Origin of the sequence: Fictibacillus sp. FJAT-27399, from assembly GCF_001510655.1 — a bacterium.
GTDB classification, from domain to species: domain Bacteria; phylum Bacillota; class Bacilli; order Bacillales; family Fictibacillaceae; genus Fictibacillus_C; species Fictibacillus_C marinisediminis.
Genome location: NZ_LMVC01000005.1, coordinates 195747 through 213087, shown reverse-complemented (window position 1 = coordinate 213087; position 17341 = coordinate 195747). Strand labels below are relative to the sequence as shown.

The following is a 17341-nucleotide window of genomic DNA, read 5'->3' as shown; positions in this document are numbered from 1 at the left end:
AAACGGATATCCCAGGATTATCATTTAACAGATTATTTCTCGTAAACTGTTACTTTTACGTCTTTGCGTCCCCAATTGATTGCATCACCATGGTCTGGAATGAACACATCAATCATCTTTCCGTTGATTCCGCCGCCAGTGTCCGCAGCAATGGCTGTGCCGTAGCCTTCAACCACTACTTTTGAACCAAGCGGAATAACATCTGGATCCACTGCAACTACCTTGCCGTCATTGTATTTTTGCAGATCAATGCCCATTCTTGTTTTGCCGGAACAGCCGTCACAATCTGCAGTATAGGCAGAGCTGTTTACCGTGAAGCTTCGTGTGGAGTAGGAAGGGCTCTTTTGGCGAAGCTTTGAGAACGTCTTAGGTCCTGCGATGCCGTCAGATGTGATGCCCTGATTTTTTTGAAATGAAGCCACAGCCGAAACCGTGCTGTCACCGTAAATGCCATCAACCGTTGAATCGTATGTATTCCACTCTTTCAATAAACGCTGTAATTCAATAACGGGTTTCCCCATATCACCGCTGCGCAATACTTTAATTTTACTGATGGTCGCTGATCCAGCAACACCATCAACTTTTAAACGAGACTGCTCTTGAAAACGTTCAACTGCGCCTTTCGTGATCGGACCATAGTAGCCAGTAGCCGTATGATATGGAAAAACGCCCTTTGTCATCAAGTATTCCTGCAATTGTTTCACGTCACTGTTGCTTGAGCCTGTAGAAAGCATTTGACTGCCTAGAGCGGCGCTGCTGTGTCCAGGAAAAAACAAGCCAGTACAGAGGACTGCCATCATCAACAATCCCATTAGTTTTTTCAACATAATGATTTCCCCCTTAAAATTTTTGATTCGTGTATACCCTTTAGTTTTTTCGCTAAGAAATGACAAAATAGGGGGAAATCTTGAATAAACGCTTCTATTTTCCTATGAACCTTACAAGAAAATCCAATCTGCTGTTTGCGGAAATTTCCAGCGGGGTATCTAGTCTATTAGAGACAAAATAAGAAAGACTGACCCTATAATGGATCAGCCCGCTACCATATTATACTGATTTTGGTAATTTTGATAAAAAGGTGTTTAAAACAATAATCCCATGACCACCGTCGAGTAATAGACTCCGTTTATATACGTGTCGTTTCGAACTAAACCTTCCACTTCAAAACCGAGTTTCTTGTATAAAGCGATGGCCCGGTGATTGTCTTCTCTGGTCACTAAGCTGATCCTCTTGATGGTCCCGTTATGCTTGGCCCAATCAATCAGCTCAACCATCATTTTCTCTCCAAGACCCATCCTGGTATAGTTTTGAGAGATAACAATTCCCAGTGTGCCGTTATGTTTCGACCGTGCTTTTTGTGAAGAGTTAATCGTGGCAATGCTGATGATAGCGTCGCCCAGGGTGGCAAGCAGCATGATGGAGTTTTCTTCTGAAGCCATACTCTCTATGTATGTTTCATACTCATCGGCATTTCTAGTAAACTCGTTACCGCCAAAAGAGAGGAAATCTGTCTCACCCCCGACCACATTATAAAAATCAATGATGGTCTGTGCATCAGCTGGAACAGCTTCGCGAATCAAAGCTTTATCACCGTTCTTCATTACATAATTCTTCATGTTCAAACCTCCAACAATTATTTAACGGTGCCTGGCACCGCGAACTAAGCCTTAAGTCTTAGTTTTTTTACGTTTACGGGGCTATAGAGATGTTCACCATAATCATGTAAGGTAGAGATAGAGAAAAGTAAATTTTTTCTAAAAGTGAAACTCAAGTTTGTTCTCTTCGTAGTATTAGAAAAGACATGATGTCAGGAGTCGATTTACATGAACTGGTTTTTAGCCTTATTCGTCAAGGTGTTCAGTACGATCAATACAATGGTCATCGTCTGGCTGCTGTCCTTCTTTGCCTTCGATCAGTCTTTCTTGCTCTCGAGCGGTTTTGCGGCCGGGGGAGCGGTGATCGGCTATACGATGACAGCGATGCTCTGGAATTACCGCATGCTGAAAAAATATAAGCTGACTCGCAGCGAATTTAAATATATCAAGAAAAATTTAAATGAAGCAAAGCCAAAGATTTACAGACTGCAGAAATCGATGTTTTCCATTCGCGACATTCCAACCTTTAAACAGAGGATGGAACTGACGAAGATCACAAGAAAAATATACAACATGACGAAAAGGGAGCCAAGGCGTTTTTTTCAAGCAGAGCGTTTTTACTTTTCGCATTTGGATTCTGCCGTCGAGCTGACGGAAAAATATGCATTCTTATCAGGACAGCCCAAGAAAAGCTGGGAGATTCAGGATTCTCTTTCGGAAACAAGAAGGACGTTGAAGGAACTTACCGAATACATTGAAGAGGACCTTTACCATATGATCTCGGATGATGTGGATCAGCTGAAATTCGAGCTGGATGTGGCCAAGCATTCTATAAAAACCTTGAAAGATTCAAAATTAGAAACGAAAGCAGGAGATTATAATGAGCGATAATACGTCCCCTCTCTATAATCATGACGATAAATTGGATATTATGAATGACTTGCTCTCCGATCCGTTCGGAGGCGCTGAAAACGTTCAGGAGCTGAAGACAGAAGAACAAGTAAAGCAGAAGAGGCTGATTGATGTTCTGCCAGAGGAAAACAAGGCAAAAGCCTACCAGCTGGCCGAACAGATCGATCCGAAGAACCACCAGGCGATGATTACATACGGAACACCAGCACAGTCTAAATTACTCTCATTTTCCAACACGATGCTGGATCAAGTGAAAAAGCAGGATGTCGGGCAAGTCGGAGAAATCATACATGACTTGATGAAAAAGCTCAGCCATGTAAACCCTGATGAGCTGCAGTCGAACAAGCCGTCCTTGATTGGCCGCATGTTTGGCAAGGTTTCCGGTTCTGTTCAAGAGGTGCTTTCCAAGTATCAAAAGACTGGCTCGCAGATTGACCGGATCAGCGTCAAACTCGACAGCAGCAAGAATGTGCTGCTCGCCGACATCGTCATGCTTGAAAAATTGTATGAGCACAACAAAGAATATTTTCAGGCATTGAACGTTTACATTGCTGCAGGTGAACTGAAGCTGGAGGATTTAAACGGAAAAATCATTCCGGCGCTCCGTAAAGAAGCAGAGACAACAAACGACCAGATGAAATATCAGGAAGTTAACGATATGGTGCAGTTTGCCGACCGGCTGGACAAACGCCTTCACGATTTAAAATTGAGCCGGGAAATCACCATTCAAAGCGCACCGCAGATCCGTCTGATTCAAAACACGAATCAGGCACTCGTGGAAAAAATCCAGTCCTCCATCATGACTGCCATTCCGCTTTGGAAAAACCAAGTGGCGATCGCACTTACCTTGCTTCGCCAACGAAGTGCGGTAGAGGCGCAGAAACAGGTCTCCAAAACGACAAATGAGCTTTTATTGAAAAACGCCGAGATGCTTAAAGCAAATACAATTGAAACGGCGAAGGAAAATGAGCGAGGATTGATTGATATTGAAACGCTTAAGAAGACGCAGGAAAACTTGCTGACTACCCTGGAGGAGACTTTGCGGATCCAGGAGGAAGGCCGCCATAAACGCCGTTTGGCCGAGAACGAACTTGCTCAGATGGAAACAGGGCTGAGGCAGAAACTGCTTGAGATTAAGGGGCAATAACGGATTAAAAGGCTGTACCACACGAGGTGGTGCGGTCTTTTTTAATGTGCATACATCTTTGTGGAATCCCCTTTTTATCCATGGAATGCGTGAACCGCATTGGCACCCGAACGCCTGGGAACTGACGCCGTTGTTTCAGGAGAAGCCATGGTATCCATTGTCGAGCAGGATTCCAAAAAGCAGCACAACTATCACGCCAAGCCAGGTAAAAGCTCACAAAGGTATGGTCTTTTACAATTCACTCTTCAGTTTTTCCACACTTTTCTATAAAATAAAGAGAAAGAATATTCTGTTAAGTGAGGAGGTTAATATGCTGACACGTGAACTGAATTCTTTTCCTTATCCGTTTAAGGGCGATCAATACCGCTATTCCAACAACTCCGTCTCCATGACTCGGCCATCCAGTATAGAAATTACTCCACGTTATACAGAAGAGGTCCAACTAAAGCGAGACCTGCTAACCCATCATCCTGAACGCTGCTTTCAATCCCTTTCTCACACGTTAAAGAGCCAGTGGGAGATCGTAGACCTGGTAACTGAAAACCTAGTAACCTATTACCCCGATCAGTTTGCGCTTCAAAAAAAAGGGGATCAATGGACTTTTGTAAATAAGATCCTTGGAGAGACCTCTCATTTTACCTATGGCGATGAAACGACGATTCCGATTGAGCCTTTAGACTTTATCGGCAGGCATGTCCAGGAAGATCTCATTCTCATGATGGAGAGGGATGGGAATCTGTATTTGGATGCGGGGCAGCTCTGCTTTCCAGCCAATTGGTCGCTGGCGTTTAACCTTGGCATGGAATTTAAAGAGATCCATCATCCGATACCAGGGTTTAAAGAGGAGGGGCTGGACGGCCGCATTTTGCGGTTTTTAAAGAGGCTGGAGGCAGGAGCCCCTTGGGAGCGGCTGAATTGGTCTTTAATGGCGGGGAACAGGCTCGATACGTCATTGGAAACGTTTCATGAATGGGGGAAAGAACGAAAAAATGTACCAGAAGAAAATGCAGGCGAGCTCGTTCATTTGCGAGTGGAAGTCCAGAAGCTTTTTCGATTGCCGCAAAGCAACGGAATTTTGTTCACGATTCATACTCATTTATTGGCCATGGAAGACTTTACTGACAACACAGTCTGGCTTCAGCAATTTTATCAGATTATAAAAGAACTCCCCGAACATATTGAGGATTATAAAGGAATCTCCCTCTATAAAAAGCAGCTTCTAGCCTATCTGGAAGAGAAGCTAAAAAGCAGGAATCCTACATGAAGTTTGTGCCGGGAAAGCGAAAATACCTTATTTGCGGAGATACATATGGAATCAGATTGCTGCAGCCAATCACCCAAAAAATCATGGAACAAAAAACACCTTTTGAACGAATGGAGATCACTGATGAGGTAAAAGTCCGCAGCTGGCTGAGCCAACAGAAAATGGGATGCTATCTTTATGTTTCGGCAGCATGGCCAGAGATTCAGAGACTTAAAAACATCACCGAAGATATCGGCTTCCTCTCTGAGGAAGAGGTGCAATTCATCGGCCATGGTGACCGCGTCATTCATGTGTTCTGCTGCCGCTGCCACGGACTGACTGAGCTGAAAGTGACCCATTCTGAGACACTTCAGGATGGGATGGAGATCACATGCTGCCAATGCGCCTTACTTCTTTCAGTAAGTGATCATTATTCATCATTAAGAAATGCGTATTTAGGCTATGTAGCCAAAATTTAATTGGAGATGAACGGTGATGCTGCAAGAAAACCTGCTTCCTGTTACGGTAACAGCTATCCATAAAGAAGCTCCGAAAGTGAAACGTTTTGAGCTGGCTTCGCTTGACGGCCGGCCGCTTCCGCCATATAGCGGAGGTTCGCATATCGGTATTTTTATAGAAACAGAGAAAGGAGCAATACATCGCCACTATTCTTTAACCGGACATACACGCAAAAGAGGACATTATGAGATTGCTGTGGCGCTTAACGAAGATTCAAATGGCGGCTCCGCTTTTATGCACCATGGAGTAATAGAAGGAGACATGCTGTACATCAGTTACCCGAAAAATCATTTTCCTTTGAGCTTTAAAGCAAAGCGTCATGTGTTTTATGCTGCAGGGATCGGAATTACTCCCTTTTTAAGCATGATGGAAGAATTGAAAGGGGAAAATGTTCCCTTCGTATTGCACTATACCGCCAAGACTAAAGACACCTGCGCGTTTTATTCTTTCCTGAAAAAAACTTATCCTGAACAGTGCCGCTTCTATTTTTCCCGTGAACCGTTGGGAGAAAGGCTGACTACAGATACTCTCGCTCAGCATCCTATCGGAACCCATGTGTACTTTTGTGGACCGGATTCTTTTATTACTGAATTCACTGATGCAGCAGCACAATTAGGCTATCCATCTTCCAATATTCATGTTGAACGGTTTACCCCTCTTAAATCAAATGTTCAAAACGCTTTTTACGTAAAATTGACTAACGGAACGATCCTGCAGGTAGCGGAAAACCAGACCTTGCTTGATGCTCTTCATGAGAATGGAATTAATACTCCGTATTCTTGCCGGGCAGGACGCTGTGGTACGTGTGAGATTAAAGTTAAAAAGGGGGAGGTTGATCATTGCGACTCTTTTCTGACAGAAGAGGAGAAGGGTACGAATGATACAATCTTAGCATGTGTATCGAGGGCAAAATCACGTGAGCTGGTGTTAGAGATCGAGTAACAAAAAAGAGAGTAATTCGAGTGGCTGTTTTCGGAATCAGTTTGGGCGTGATCGTCATGACATCCATTGATTATTGGATCTATAAAGATGAAGCGAAACGGTACGATTGGTTTAAAAAGTTGACGAACGCTCAAAAACTGCTTGTTGCTCTGGCATTTATTATGATTCTCCTTTTCCTTAACTTACGATTTGAGAAATGATAGAAGTAATCTCAATAATTTATAAGGGGGCTGTCCAAGAAGTCTGTAAGCTGTTGATTTCCGTTCCAGGCTGCTCGCTTTCCGCGGGGCGTGCGGTGAGCCTTACCGGCGTGAACGCCTACTTTTTGGTGCAAGCACCGGCGGGAGTCTCACCTGTCCCGCTAGTCCCGCAGGAGTCTCGCACCTTCCACTTCAATCAACTTTTCATTGAAGATTTCAAGCCAAAAAGGAGCTGCTGAAGGTCAATTTTCGACTTTCTGGACAGCCCCTTTATTTTATTTACTTTAGTTTTACAGCCTTTTAAAATGCCTGTACTAAGACATAATCATATCTCGTCACAATTTTGTAAGTTGAATATAACACTATTTGTAATCAATAAGTATCCAAAATGTAAGCGCTTTAAAATATGATTGAAACAGGAGGGATGATGACGTGCAACTGGAAGAACGGCCGGCCTTATTGTTAAACCAGCTTTCTGGACTAAATAAACCAACAATGTCACAGCTCATGGATCAGACAAATTTGACCAAGCGGCAGATAACGTATGATCTTGAAAAAATTAATGAATGGCTGAAGGATCGGAGTCTTCCTTCTATTGCTTATAAACGAAGAACATGGATTGAGGTTCCGGAACGGGTGATTGATTATGCAGGCACAAAGTTAACGGGAGAGTCTTTTATATTTACGGAAGAAGAAAGGCTTTATTCCATTTTCCTATTCTTATTTATCAGAAAAGAGTATATCTCGTCAGCCCATCTTATGTCTCTCCTAAAAGTAAGTAAAAACACAGTGATAGCTGATGTGAAAAAGGCCAATGAAATGATTAGTCCGTTTCTTGTGAAAATACATTACACAAGGGAACGGGGATACCACTTAAAAGGAACCGAGCTTGATAAAAGGGTTCTATTAATGAATCATTTAACAAAACTTTTTCAGAAGCCGTCAGGGAAAAAAATAATTGATTATCTTGTGAAAAAAGCAGGTTATGAGCTTAAAACTGATCATATGATCACTCTTCTTCAGTCGCTTGAAAGGGATTCTAATCTTCAATTTGTGGAAGAACGGCTGCACCAGTTTGCTCATTTTCTTCAGTTCTATTATATACGGCTTCTGGAAAAAAAGGTTGTCCGTCTTCATCCTGATGAAATTGAGATTCTGAAACAAGACCATTTAATAGAAACAGCTAAACAAATGATTCACCTTTTAGAGCTGGATACCGTTGAATCAGAAATTGCTTACCTTGTCATTCAGCTATTGGGCCTTTCGTTGGGGAATGCATCGGTTATCCAGGATGATTACGATCTGCTGCTGCGAATATGTGAAAGGCTTGTAACAGAATTTGAATCCAAGGCCTGTATCTCATTTGAAGAAAAGAATAAAGTCGTGGAAACACTGTATCAGCACCTTAAACCAGCTTATTACCGGATGAAGTACCGAATACCCATTCATAATCCTTTGCTTGAACAGATCCGGGAAGAACATAAGGAACTTTACACCATTGTAAAAGAACTGCTTGAACCCGTGGAAGTGCTTCTTAATATTTCTGTACCGGAAGAAGAAGTAGGGTTTATTACCATCCATTTTGGAGCTTTGCTTGAAAAACCAAAGCAAATTGCGGCAAGGAAAAAGAGAGCTTTGGTAGTTTGTCCAAGCGGAATCAGCTCTTCGCTGATGGTAAAGCATCAGCTCGAATCCTTGTTTTCAGAGATTACGATTGACCGTACTATGTCATTGCAAGAGTTTAAGCATTGCCAGCTCTCCAATTTTGATCTTGTTTTCTCGACTGTACAGCTTCACACAAAGAAACGTTATTTTCTGGTGAAACCGATAATGACACCTGTTGAAAAAAGTACGCTTCTCAACGAGGTTTATCAGTTTTTATTTGGAACACAATACGAACCTGTTACAACAAAGGAAATACTCAAGATCATGGAAGGTTACGTTAATTTTATTGATAAGGACGGGTTGAAGCAGGCTTTAAGCCAATTCATGTTTCAAAAAAGGACCAACGTAAACAGGAGGAACAGACCAGTGCTAAGTGATTTGATTACAAGTGAAACCATTCAATTTGCTGAACAGCTTCCAGACTGGGAGGAAGCGATAAAAGAAGCAGCCCAGCCGCTGCTCTCGAAAGGGGCGATTGAGTCTTCATACATCGATGCCATGATAGAGAATGTATACACAATGGGGCCTTATGTCATTTTGGGTCAGGAAATTGCAATACCCCATGCACGTCCGGAAATGGGAGTCAATCAGGTGGGTATGAGTTTTTTGAAGCTGGAACATCCGGTTTACTTTTTAAACGATGACAAGCATCCAGTGTCCTTATTATTCTGTATAGCTGCGATCGATAATACGACCCATCTGCAGGCTCTAGCACAGCTTACTAAGCTTTTGAGCAATAAAGACAATGTAAAACGATTGAAAACGATGAAGAGTGTTGAAGAAATCATGGAATTAATACAAGAGTATTCCAAAGCAGTTTAGTTGAAGGGGAGGCAGATGTAATGAGAATTTTAGCCATTTGCGGTTCAGGTTTAGGAAGCAGCTTTATTCTGGAAATGAACGTTCAGGAAATCATTAACGAGCTCGGTGTGACAGGCGTGGAGGTAAGCCATTCTGATTTAAGTTCGGCTACCCCTGATATGGCAGATCTATTTATAGCTGCCAGGGATATTGCGGAAAGTGCCACCCACTTAGGAGAGGTTGTTGTTATTGACAGCATTATTGATATGGATGGAATCCGGGAGAAATTAAGAGAAGAGTTTACCAAAAAGGGAATGCTCTAGAGAGCATAAAGGGGGAACTGGAAATGGGTGAAAGATTTCTTAAATTGATGATGGACATTCTGAGTCAGCCTGCTGTTCTTGTTGCGTTAATTTCTTTTATAGGTCTGCTTCTTCAGAAAAAGCCAGCGAGTGAAGTTGTAAAAGGAACAACAAAGTCTTTCCTTGGCTTTCTTGTTATTGCTGCAGGGGCAAATATCCTGGTTGGGGCACTGGATCCTTTCGGAAAAATGTTTCAGGAAGCCTTTCATGTAAATGGGGTTGTCCCTAATAATGAAGCTATTGTAGCGATGGCACTGACAAAGTACGGATCGGCAACGGCTTTAATCATGTTTTTTGGAATGATTGCCAACATTCTGGTGGCCAGATTTACTCCATTAAAATATATCTTTCTGACAGGGCATCACACATTATACATGGCCTGTATGATTGCCATCATCTTAGTTGTTTCAGGATTAAAAGGAATAGGTCTGATTATTGTAGGTTCAATTGCCCTTGGTTTAACGATGGCAGTATTTCCGGCTATGACCCAGCCCTTTATGCGGAAAATAGTAGGGAACGATAATGTAGGCTTTGGGCACTTTTCATCTCTTGGCTATATTCTTTCAGGATTAGTAGGAAAAGTAGTTGGAAAGGGATCTCGTTCTACTGAAAAAATCAACTTCCCTAAAGGCCTTGCTTTTCTGCGTGACAGTTCAGTTACTATTGCTCTCACTATGACGATTCTCTACTTGGTTATTGCGCTGTTTGCGGGCCCTTCATATGTTGAAAAAGAATTAAGTAATGGAACACATTACCTTGTCTTCTCTGTTATCCAGGCGGTAACCTTTGCTGCTGGGGTATTCGTCATCCTTTCTGGGGTTCGACTTGTACTGGCTGAAATTGTACCGGCATTTAAAGGGATTTCTACTAAACTGGTACCAAATTCCAAACCTGCGCTTGATTGTCCAATTGTATTCCCCTATGCACCTAATGCGGTATTGATTGGTTTCTTCTGCAGCTTTTTAGGCGGAATTGTAGGCATGGCGATATTGGGCTGGGCTGGTGCGGTGATCATATTACCAGGAGTTGTACCTCATTTCTTCACAGGGGCTACAGCAGGTGTATTCGGTAATGCAACCGGCGGCATACGCGGTGCAACAATCGGCTCGTTTGCTAACGGCTTGCTAATTACATTTCTTCCTGTTTTCTTGCTTCCAGTCCTGGGAGATCTCGGTTTTGCCAATACCACCTTCTCAGACAGCGATTTTGGCGGAACAGGAATCATTCTAGGAAACGTGGCCGATTCATTTGGTGCGACAGGCGTTACGATCTTTGTGGCAGCAGTGTTAATTATTGCAGTTCTCTTCGGTTTACGAAAAAAACCACAAAGTGAAAAGGAAGAGGTTTCTGCTTGAGGCTAGTAACAAAATAGGAGGTTTTCAATGAGCAATACAATTTCCGAAATTGAACAGTTTAGAGACCAAATTCGGCTGAAAACGTTAAAGGAACTCTATCATCTGGGCTTTGGCCATTATGGAGGAAGCTTGTCGATAGTCGAAACCCTTGCTGTGTTGTATGGCGGCGTCTTGAAGATTGACCCTGCCAACCCCAGATGGGAGGAACGGGATTATTTTATCCTATCTAAAGGCCACGGAGGTCCAGCTTATTATGCGGCATTAGCATTAAAGGGATTTTTCCGGGAAGAGCTGCTATACACACTAAATCAGAACGGGACATCGCTGCCTTCTCATCCTGACCGAAACCTTATACCAGGAGTGGATATGACAACAGGCTCACTCGGCCAGGGAATTTCTGCAGCGGTTGGTGTTGCACTCTCCCATAAGCTGTCAGGGAATTCTAATAGCACGTATTGCATTGTGGGTGACGGTGAATTAAATGAGGGGCAGTGCTGGGAGGCGTTTCAGTTTGCTGCCCATCACAAATTGAACCATCTTTCTGTTTTTGTAGATGATAATAAAAAGCAGCTCGATGGATTAACAAAGGACATTATCGATCCTATCGATTTTGCTGAAAAGTTCAAGGCCTTTGGCTTCTATACTCTACAAGTAGACGGAAGCTCCATTCAGGAAATTTATGATGCTATTAAGCTTGGAAAGACACAAAATGAAAAACCGGTTGCCATTATATTAGATACGATAAAAGGTCAGGGTGTCCCATATCTTGAAACAAAGGCAGACAATCACCACATCCGTCCGAATCCTGAGGATGAAGCGGCCATACTTGAAGCTATAGCAGACCTTGAGAGAAGGATGGAAAGGACGGTAACAGGATGATTGAATCAGCAGCTGCATCCTATGAAGTGGAAGAAGTTGAAATGAGGCAGGCATATGCCAGCACTCTGCTTGAACTGGCAAAACAAAATCCAAACATCATTGCACTGGAAGCTGACCTCATGAGTTCCATTTCTACCAATAAAATTCAAGGGCAAATACCAAATCAGCTGATTAACTGTGGCATCATGGAAGCAAATATGATGGGGATAGCTGCCGGGCTGGCATTGACTGGGAAAATTCCTTTTCTTCATACATTTGCTCAGTTTGCTACCCGCCGTGCTTTTGATCAGTTGTTTGTATCAGTGGGATATGCCAGGTTAAATTTAAAAATTTTAGGGTCGGATTCAGGAGTAACAGCGGAACATAATGGTGGAACACATATGGCTTTCGAAGATCTTGGTCTTCTTCGTCTCATACCGAATGCAGTTGTATACGAAGCAAGCGACTCAACCATGCTGTCCTATTTACTCCGTAAAGTTTCCGGTGAATATGGTGTTCACTATATACGGACAATGCGGAAAGCAGCCGTGAAAATTTACACTTCTGGTGAGACATTTGAAGAGGGAAAAGGGAAGCTTCTTCGTGAAGGGGGAGATGTCACTATCATCGCTAGTGGAATTATGGTGGCAGAGGCTTTAAAGGCTGCTGATATCCTCCATAATAATGGAGTCCAGGCAACGGTTATCGATATGTATTCCATTAAGCCGATTGATAACGAGTTAATAATAAAGTATGCAAAGAAAACAGGTGCAATCGTAACAGCAGAAAACCATAATGTAATAGGAGGGCTGGGGAGTGCCGTTGCTGAAGTATTAAGCGAGCATTGTCCTGTGCCTTTGAGAAGGATTGGCGTCAAGGAACAGTTTGGCCAGGTAGGTAAAACGGATTATTTGAAGGAAGTATACAACCTGAAGGCCAGGAATATTGTAGAATGTGTAAATGAGATTAAATCGTATTGAAAGCAAACCGAACAGGTTTGCTTTTTTTCTGTTGGTTCATGTTGTTGTTTTGGTAGGGTGTGTATCACCCCTTATTTTTGGAGATTGCCCAATAGGGTTGAAAATCGATTTAAGGAATTCTTACCATGTATAATGAATAAAAAGAGTTAATATATCCCATTCAAACAAAAGGGATTTATGGAATAATATGACTTGTGTTTATTAACAAAGGAGGAGAATTCTATGAAACTAGTTAAGTCAATTTTGGTTTCAGCTTTATTATTTTCAATGTTTCTTGCTTATGGACCGAGTTCGGCAGAAGCTGCAAAAGTTAAAGGTTTTGATTACAAGCCTGGCGATGTACTGATCACAAAATCGTATAGTTCCTACAAACTGGTAGGACATGCTGGAATTGTGCTGCCTGACGGAAAGAATGTACTTTTTACAAGTACCAGCAACAACAAAAAGCCTTACGTTTGGAGTATCAGCAAATGGCTGGATCACTATGATACAACCAAAGTAGTCCGGCATAAAAGTACTACTGTAGCAGGAAAAGCAGCGAAGAACGCTTATGATAATTACTGGAAAACAGGTGCCAAGTATAAAAACAGTACATACAAGGTTTCTACTGATCCTACAAATAGAAAATATCTTTATTGTTCTGAAATAGTTTGGCAGGCTTACTACTATGGAGCAGGTGTTGATTACCAAATGAAAATGTGGAATCAAGGGACTTCAAGGTACATTTATGTTAGGCCATCCATAGTAAAACCGTATTTTTATGTGGACACAGAATTACAAAAGCACAATGGATTTTCTACGGTGAAAAAAATCAATTGGAATTAAGAAAATAAGAAAAAGCAGACAACAAGTCTGCTTTTTCTTATTTTTATTTGCTGATTGTATTATAAGCAGGAATATCCAATATAAGTTTATAGGATGAAAGCAGTTTGTAAAGATTGTACATCTGGGTCGTCTGTTTGGAGGCCCACCCGATATCCGTTGCATATTGATGAGTGGCTTTGCCTGTTAAAGACGCAGCTAATGGATTCCATCTCATTTTATAAAGAGTATCCTGTCCTGCCTGGATATAATCATTGGATATAAACTGAGCTCCGCCGATAATGGCAGCCTCAGGGGTAAACCAGCCTTCTTCATAGGCTCGTTTGGCTCCCATGTTAATAGGATCGCTGTCAACCGCGCCAATTCCATACATATTGTAGACCATTTGGCCATTATAAAGAATTCCGTTAGCCAGCTTGGATGTACCGTTGCCTGTCTCAAGCAGAGCATGGGAGATCAGATAGATTTCATTTACTCCATATGCTCTTCCTGCCTCAATGAATGCATCAGCCTTTCCTGCAAGAATGCCTTTGCCGAAAAGAATTCGTTCATTGACTTCACTGTTAAGAACACTTGCACTTTGGGAAAGCTTTAAAAATTGTAAGGACTTTACCGCATCGGATTTAAAGTTGTTAACGTCCAGATAATATTTTACGTCATCAGGGCTGGCATTGACCCACGATTTATTGTAAATCACTTGATACCAGTTGTATCCATCAGATCCTTTGACTGTATTAACGATCTGAAGCTTGTCCCCGTTGTTTACATTGCCTACAGCCCAGTACTGGTCTCCAGCACCGCCTCTGACACGCCAGCCGGTTCCATCAACAATTCCGGATGTACTGCTAGTCAGATCAAGCGCATCTTCGCGGATAAAGGTGCTGTACTTTTTATCTGTCTGCGGATTCACCTTCATTTGTATGGCGACCATCTCATCCAGTGTCTTTCCGTAGGCAGTATTCGTAATTCCCGGTGTAGATTCTACTTGATTCACAAGATAGGAGGAGCTGACATAGCCGGTTTTGCCTCCGGCAGACACTTTGGACCAGCCTTTGGTCTCCGATTGTACGGTAACAGGTGTGTTGTGTTTAAGTACGGCCAGGACGGAATAGGTAGTTGCCGGACCGGAACGCATGTTGAGGTTGGAGTTTATTCCGACCTTCACAAACTTAATCACTGTCTTTGCCGGTTCTGCTGGCTTGCTGGCCACTGGCTTAGTTGCAGAGAGGTAGCTTGTATTGACATACCCATCTTTGTTATTGGCCTTGATCCTGGCCCATCCTTTTAATTCGGAGTAGACGGTAACTTCCAGGCCATTTACTAGTTTGGTGATGATGGCTGCATTTGCAGAAGGGCTTTTCCTAAGATTAAGTGTATCGGATATTACCTTTACATATTTGGTTGTCGTCTTAGGGGCAGCAGGCTTGGGTGCACTAACCACCGGCTTTTTGGCAGAAAGGTACACGGAGCTGACATACCCGTTTTTGCCATTGGCTTTGATTTTGGCCCACCCTTTCGACTCGGTATATACCGTAACAGCCAAACCATTCTTTAGTTTTGTTACGGCCGTTGAACTTGCGGAGGCACTTTTTCTCAGAGTGAGAGTGTCTCCTGCTTTCACCATAACATATTTCGTAACGGTTTTCGGTTTAGGTGCTGCAGTGGCGGCTGCTGGTTTGGAAGTGGACAAATAAGCCGAGCTGACGTAGCCGATTTTTCCGCTTGCTGCAATTTTAGACCAGCCTTTTGATTGGGAATAAAACGTAACCTTTGTTCCTTTTGCTAATTTGACGATGACCGTTGCACTGGATGAAGCGCTTTTGCGCATATTCAACGTGCCCTGGGTCACTTTTACATACTTAATGGCAGTTGTAGGTTTGGCGGCACTTATCGTGGTTTTGGTGGTTGAAGGCTTGGAAACCAGATATTTTGAACTGACATAGCCATACTTCCCGTTGTATTTGAGCCTAGCCCATCCTTTGCTTTCAGAATAGACGATTACTTTGTTGCCTTTTACGAGCTTGCCGATGACGGCTGACTTTGTCGTTGAGCTTTTACGCAAGTTCAGGCTTGAGCTTGCACTGACATTCACATACTTTGTTTTTAACTCCTGAGCGGACACGGGATTGGCATGTAGACCCTGGTATAAAGCGGCTGTGGTTAGTACGGCAAAACAAAACCCCGGAATTGCTAGCTTTTTCATCTCAATCTCCTCTGCACATCATTCTAAAATCAAAACGTTTCACAATTGTTTGATTCATAGATGTGTATCGGCAAATGGTCTGAATTGTTTTATTACATTTAGTTAACAATTTATAAAAAGTATTTATTAGCAGGTGAGAATTTAGTAAAGAATACAAACAAATTAAATAAACATATTATATTTAGCTATTAAAAAAATTTTAAATTCAGATAAATTAGGGAATGGGTTGAAGGAGGAATCGATATTTACTTAAGGAATTCTATATAAAACGTAAAAAGGAGGAAATAACATGGATTTTAAACAGGAACTTGAAAAACTTTCACTACAGCTTATTGAAAGGAAATCACATATCATTAATGAGGAATCAACTAAACAAGCTTTAATCATTCCATTTATTCAAAAGCTGGGATACGATGTATTTAATCCCTTAGAAGTTGAACCGGAGTTTGTTTCTGATTTTGGGATTAAAAAAGGTGAAAAAGTTGATTATGCAATTAAGAAAGATAGAAAACCCATAATATTTGTTGAGGCCAAGTCAGTTAATGAAAAATTACATAGACACAGTTCGCAAATTTACAGGTATTTTAATGCAACACCTGAAGTCAGATTCTCTATATTAACAAACGGAACCGAGTACAAATTGTTTACAGATTTAAAGAAAGATAACATTATGGATGATGAACCGTTTTATCAGTTCAATATTGAATCATTAACTAATCTTGATATTGAGGTAATTGAGCATTTTACAAAAGAAGATTTTGATATAGAAGAAAATATTAAGTTCTCACAAGAACTTGTCTACACTAACAATATTCATTCCACTCTAAAAGAACTTTTCAAAAACCCCTCAGATGACTTTGTAAGATTTTTAATTAAGGATTTAAATAATCAACGTGTAACCTCCTTAGTTCTTGAGAAATTCCGTCCAATTATTAAAAAAGCCATTAATCATACTTTATTAGAAATCATAGGAGAAGGTCTATCTTTTACAAACGTTCAAGCAGATCAACCAAAAGAAGATATTCTAGTTTCAGATCAAACAACTGTAGAGGAAGATGATATGCTAATTGAAGCAAGTGATACTTCAAAGCAGACAGTCTTAACTACTGATGAGGAACTAAGAGCATTTTCAATCATTAAAGAGACCTTAGAAGTTAGTGGCAGAGATGTGGAAAACTTAAAGTATAAAGATAATGCAAGCTATTTTAATGTAATGAATCGCGTAATTACCAAGTGGTTTATTCGGTTTTTTTCAGACAAAGAAAACAGAAATATAATTACAAGGTTAGATACAAATATTGTAGAAAAATTATGTCCGGATTTTAGAATAGAGCCTGCTCCTAAAAATAATGGGGTAAGCAGAATTTACATTAACTCCGTTGAAGACCTATTGGAAATGAAAAGTTTAATCATTGCATGTTTTGATGAAGTAAAAGAAAGTGACAAAGTAACAACTTAAGGTAAAGGGAAAAGGGGCTGTCCAGAAAGTCGAAAATTGACCTTCAGGCAGCCCCTTTTTGGCTTGAAAAATCTTCAATGAAAAGTTAATTGAAGTGGAAGATGCGAGACTCCTGCGGGACTAGCGTGACAGGTGAGACTCCCGCCGGTGCTTGCACCAAAAAGTAGGCGTTCACGCCGGTAAGGCTCACCGCACGCCCCGCGGAAAGCGAGCAGCCTGGAACGGAAATCAACAGCTTACAGACTTCTTGGACAGCCCCTTTTTAATTATAAATTAAA

18 protein-coding genes are annotated in these 17341 nt (G+C 41.7%); 14 read left to right on the top strand and 4 right to left on the bottom strand.

The annotated features are described in order from the left end of the window. Positions 1-32: 32 nt before the first annotated feature. The gene (locus AR335_RS19125; protein WP_062238845.1) at positions 33-827 is read right to left on the bottom strand and encodes a peptidoglycan-binding protein; all 795 of its coding nucleotides are present in this window, start codon (positions 825-827) and stop codon (positions 33-35) included. Positions 828-1082: 255 nt separating this feature from the next. Then, entirely contained in the window at positions 1083-1616 is a 534-nt protein-coding gene (locus AR335_RS19120) for a GNAT family N-acetyltransferase (protein ID WP_062238843.1), read from the bottom strand. 207 nt (positions 1617-1823) lie between these two features. Between AR335_RS19120 and AR335_RS19115 the strand changes: the two genes are divergently transcribed. The 13 genes from AR335_RS19115 (at position 1824) to AR335_RS19060 (ending at position 13404) form a co-directional block, all read left to right on the top strand. Beyond that, the gene (locus tag AR335_RS19115; RefSeq protein WP_062238841.1) at positions 1824-2486 is read left to right on the top strand and encodes a 5-bromo-4-chloroindolyl phosphate hydrolysis family protein; all 663 of its coding nucleotides are present in this window, start codon (positions 1824-1826) and stop codon (positions 2484-2486) included. Beyond that, the gene (locus tag AR335_RS19110) at positions 2476-3654 is read left to right on the top strand and encodes a toxic anion resistance protein (protein WP_062238839.1); all 1179 of its coding nucleotides are present in this window, start codon (positions 2476-2478) and stop codon (positions 3652-3654) included. Before AR335_RS19115 ends, AR335_RS19110 begins: the two co-directional genes overlap by 11 nt. Positions 3655-3964: 310 nt before the next feature. Then, entirely contained in the window at positions 3965-4918 is a 954-nt protein-coding gene (locus tag AR335_RS19105) for a heme-dependent oxidative N-demethylase family protein (RefSeq protein WP_062238836.1), read from the top strand. Then, positions 4915-5376 (top strand): hypothetical protein, encoded by a 462-nt coding sequence (locus AR335_RS19100; RefSeq protein WP_062238834.1) that lies wholly within the window; start codon positions 4915-4917, stop codon positions 5374-5376. Before AR335_RS19105 ends, AR335_RS19100 begins: the two co-directional genes overlap by 4 nt. 16 nt (positions 5377-5392) lie before the next feature. Further along, a complete protein-coding gene (locus tag AR335_RS19095; protein ID WP_062238832.1) occupies positions 5393-6358 on the top strand; it encodes a PDR/VanB family oxidoreductase in 966 nt (321 codons plus the stop codon). Positions 6359-6378: 20 nt separating this feature from the next. Further along, positions 6379-6558 carry a hypothetical protein gene (locus AR335_RS19090; RefSeq protein ID WP_062238830.1) on the top strand — a complete coding sequence of 60 codons (180 nt, stop codon included), beginning with the start codon at positions 6379-6381 and terminating at the stop codon, positions 6556-6558. Between the two features lie 53 nt (positions 6559-6611). Then, the gene (locus AR335_RS24455) at positions 6612-6797 is read left to right on the top strand and encodes a hypothetical protein (protein ID WP_156419099.1); all 186 of its coding nucleotides are present in this window, start codon (positions 6612-6614) and stop codon (positions 6795-6797) included. Positions 6798-6990: 193 nt separating this feature from the next. Beyond that, on the top strand, positions 6991-9045 hold the full coding sequence (locus tag AR335_RS19085; protein WP_062238828.1) for a BglG family transcription antiterminator: 2055 nt from the start codon (positions 6991-6993) through the stop codon (positions 9043-9045). 20 nt (positions 9046-9065) lie between these two features. Further along, a complete protein-coding gene (locus AR335_RS19080; protein ID WP_053355830.1) occupies positions 9066-9347 on the top strand; it encodes a PTS sugar transporter subunit IIB in 282 nt (93 codons plus the stop codon). Between the two features lie 23 nt (positions 9348-9370). Then, on the top strand, positions 9371-10741 hold the full coding sequence (locus tag AR335_RS19075) for a PTS ascorbate transporter subunit IIC (RefSeq protein WP_062238826.1): 1371 nt from the start codon (positions 9371-9373) through the stop codon (positions 10739-10741). A gap of 27 nt (positions 10742-10768) precedes the next feature. Beyond that, positions 10769-11620: a transketolase gene (locus AR335_RS19070; protein ID WP_062238824.1), complete on the top strand. Its 852-nt coding sequence runs from the start codon at positions 10769-10771 to the stop codon at positions 11618-11620. Beyond that, positions 11617-12579 carry a transketolase family protein gene (locus tag AR335_RS19065; protein WP_062238821.1) on the top strand — a complete coding sequence of 321 codons (963 nt, stop codon included), beginning with the start codon at positions 11617-11619 and terminating at the stop codon, positions 12577-12579. The genes AR335_RS19070 and AR335_RS19065 overlap by 4 nt, the downstream gene beginning before the upstream one ends. Before the next feature lie 222 nt (positions 12580-12801). Next, positions 12802-13404, top strand: a complete 603-nt coding sequence (locus AR335_RS19060) for a YiiX/YebB-like N1pC/P60 family cysteine hydrolase (protein ID WP_053355826.1) — start codon at positions 12802-12804, stop codon at positions 13402-13404. A gap of 43 nt (positions 13405-13447) precedes the next feature. On the opposite strand, the gene AR335_RS19055 is transcribed toward AR335_RS19060, so the two are convergent. Further along, entirely contained in the window at positions 13448-15604 is a 2157-nt protein-coding gene (locus tag AR335_RS19055) for an SH3 domain-containing protein (RefSeq protein ID WP_082683611.1), read from the bottom strand. Positions 15605-15893: 289 nt separating this feature from the next. On the opposite strand from AR335_RS19055, the gene AR335_RS19050 reads away from it, so the two are divergent. Beyond that, complete coding sequence (locus AR335_RS19050) at positions 15894-17063, top strand: type I restriction endonuclease (protein WP_062238819.1); 1170 nt, start codon at positions 15894-15896, stop codon at positions 17061-17063. Positions 17064-17148: 85 nt separating this feature from the next. Here the strand turns inward: AR335_RS19050 and AR335_RS24450 are convergent, their stop codons facing one another. Then, the gene (locus AR335_RS24450; protein WP_156418804.1) at positions 17149-17295 is read right to left on the bottom strand and encodes a hypothetical protein; all 147 of its coding nucleotides are present in this window, start codon (positions 17293-17295) and stop codon (positions 17149-17151) included. Positions 17296-17341: the final 46 nt, after the last annotated feature.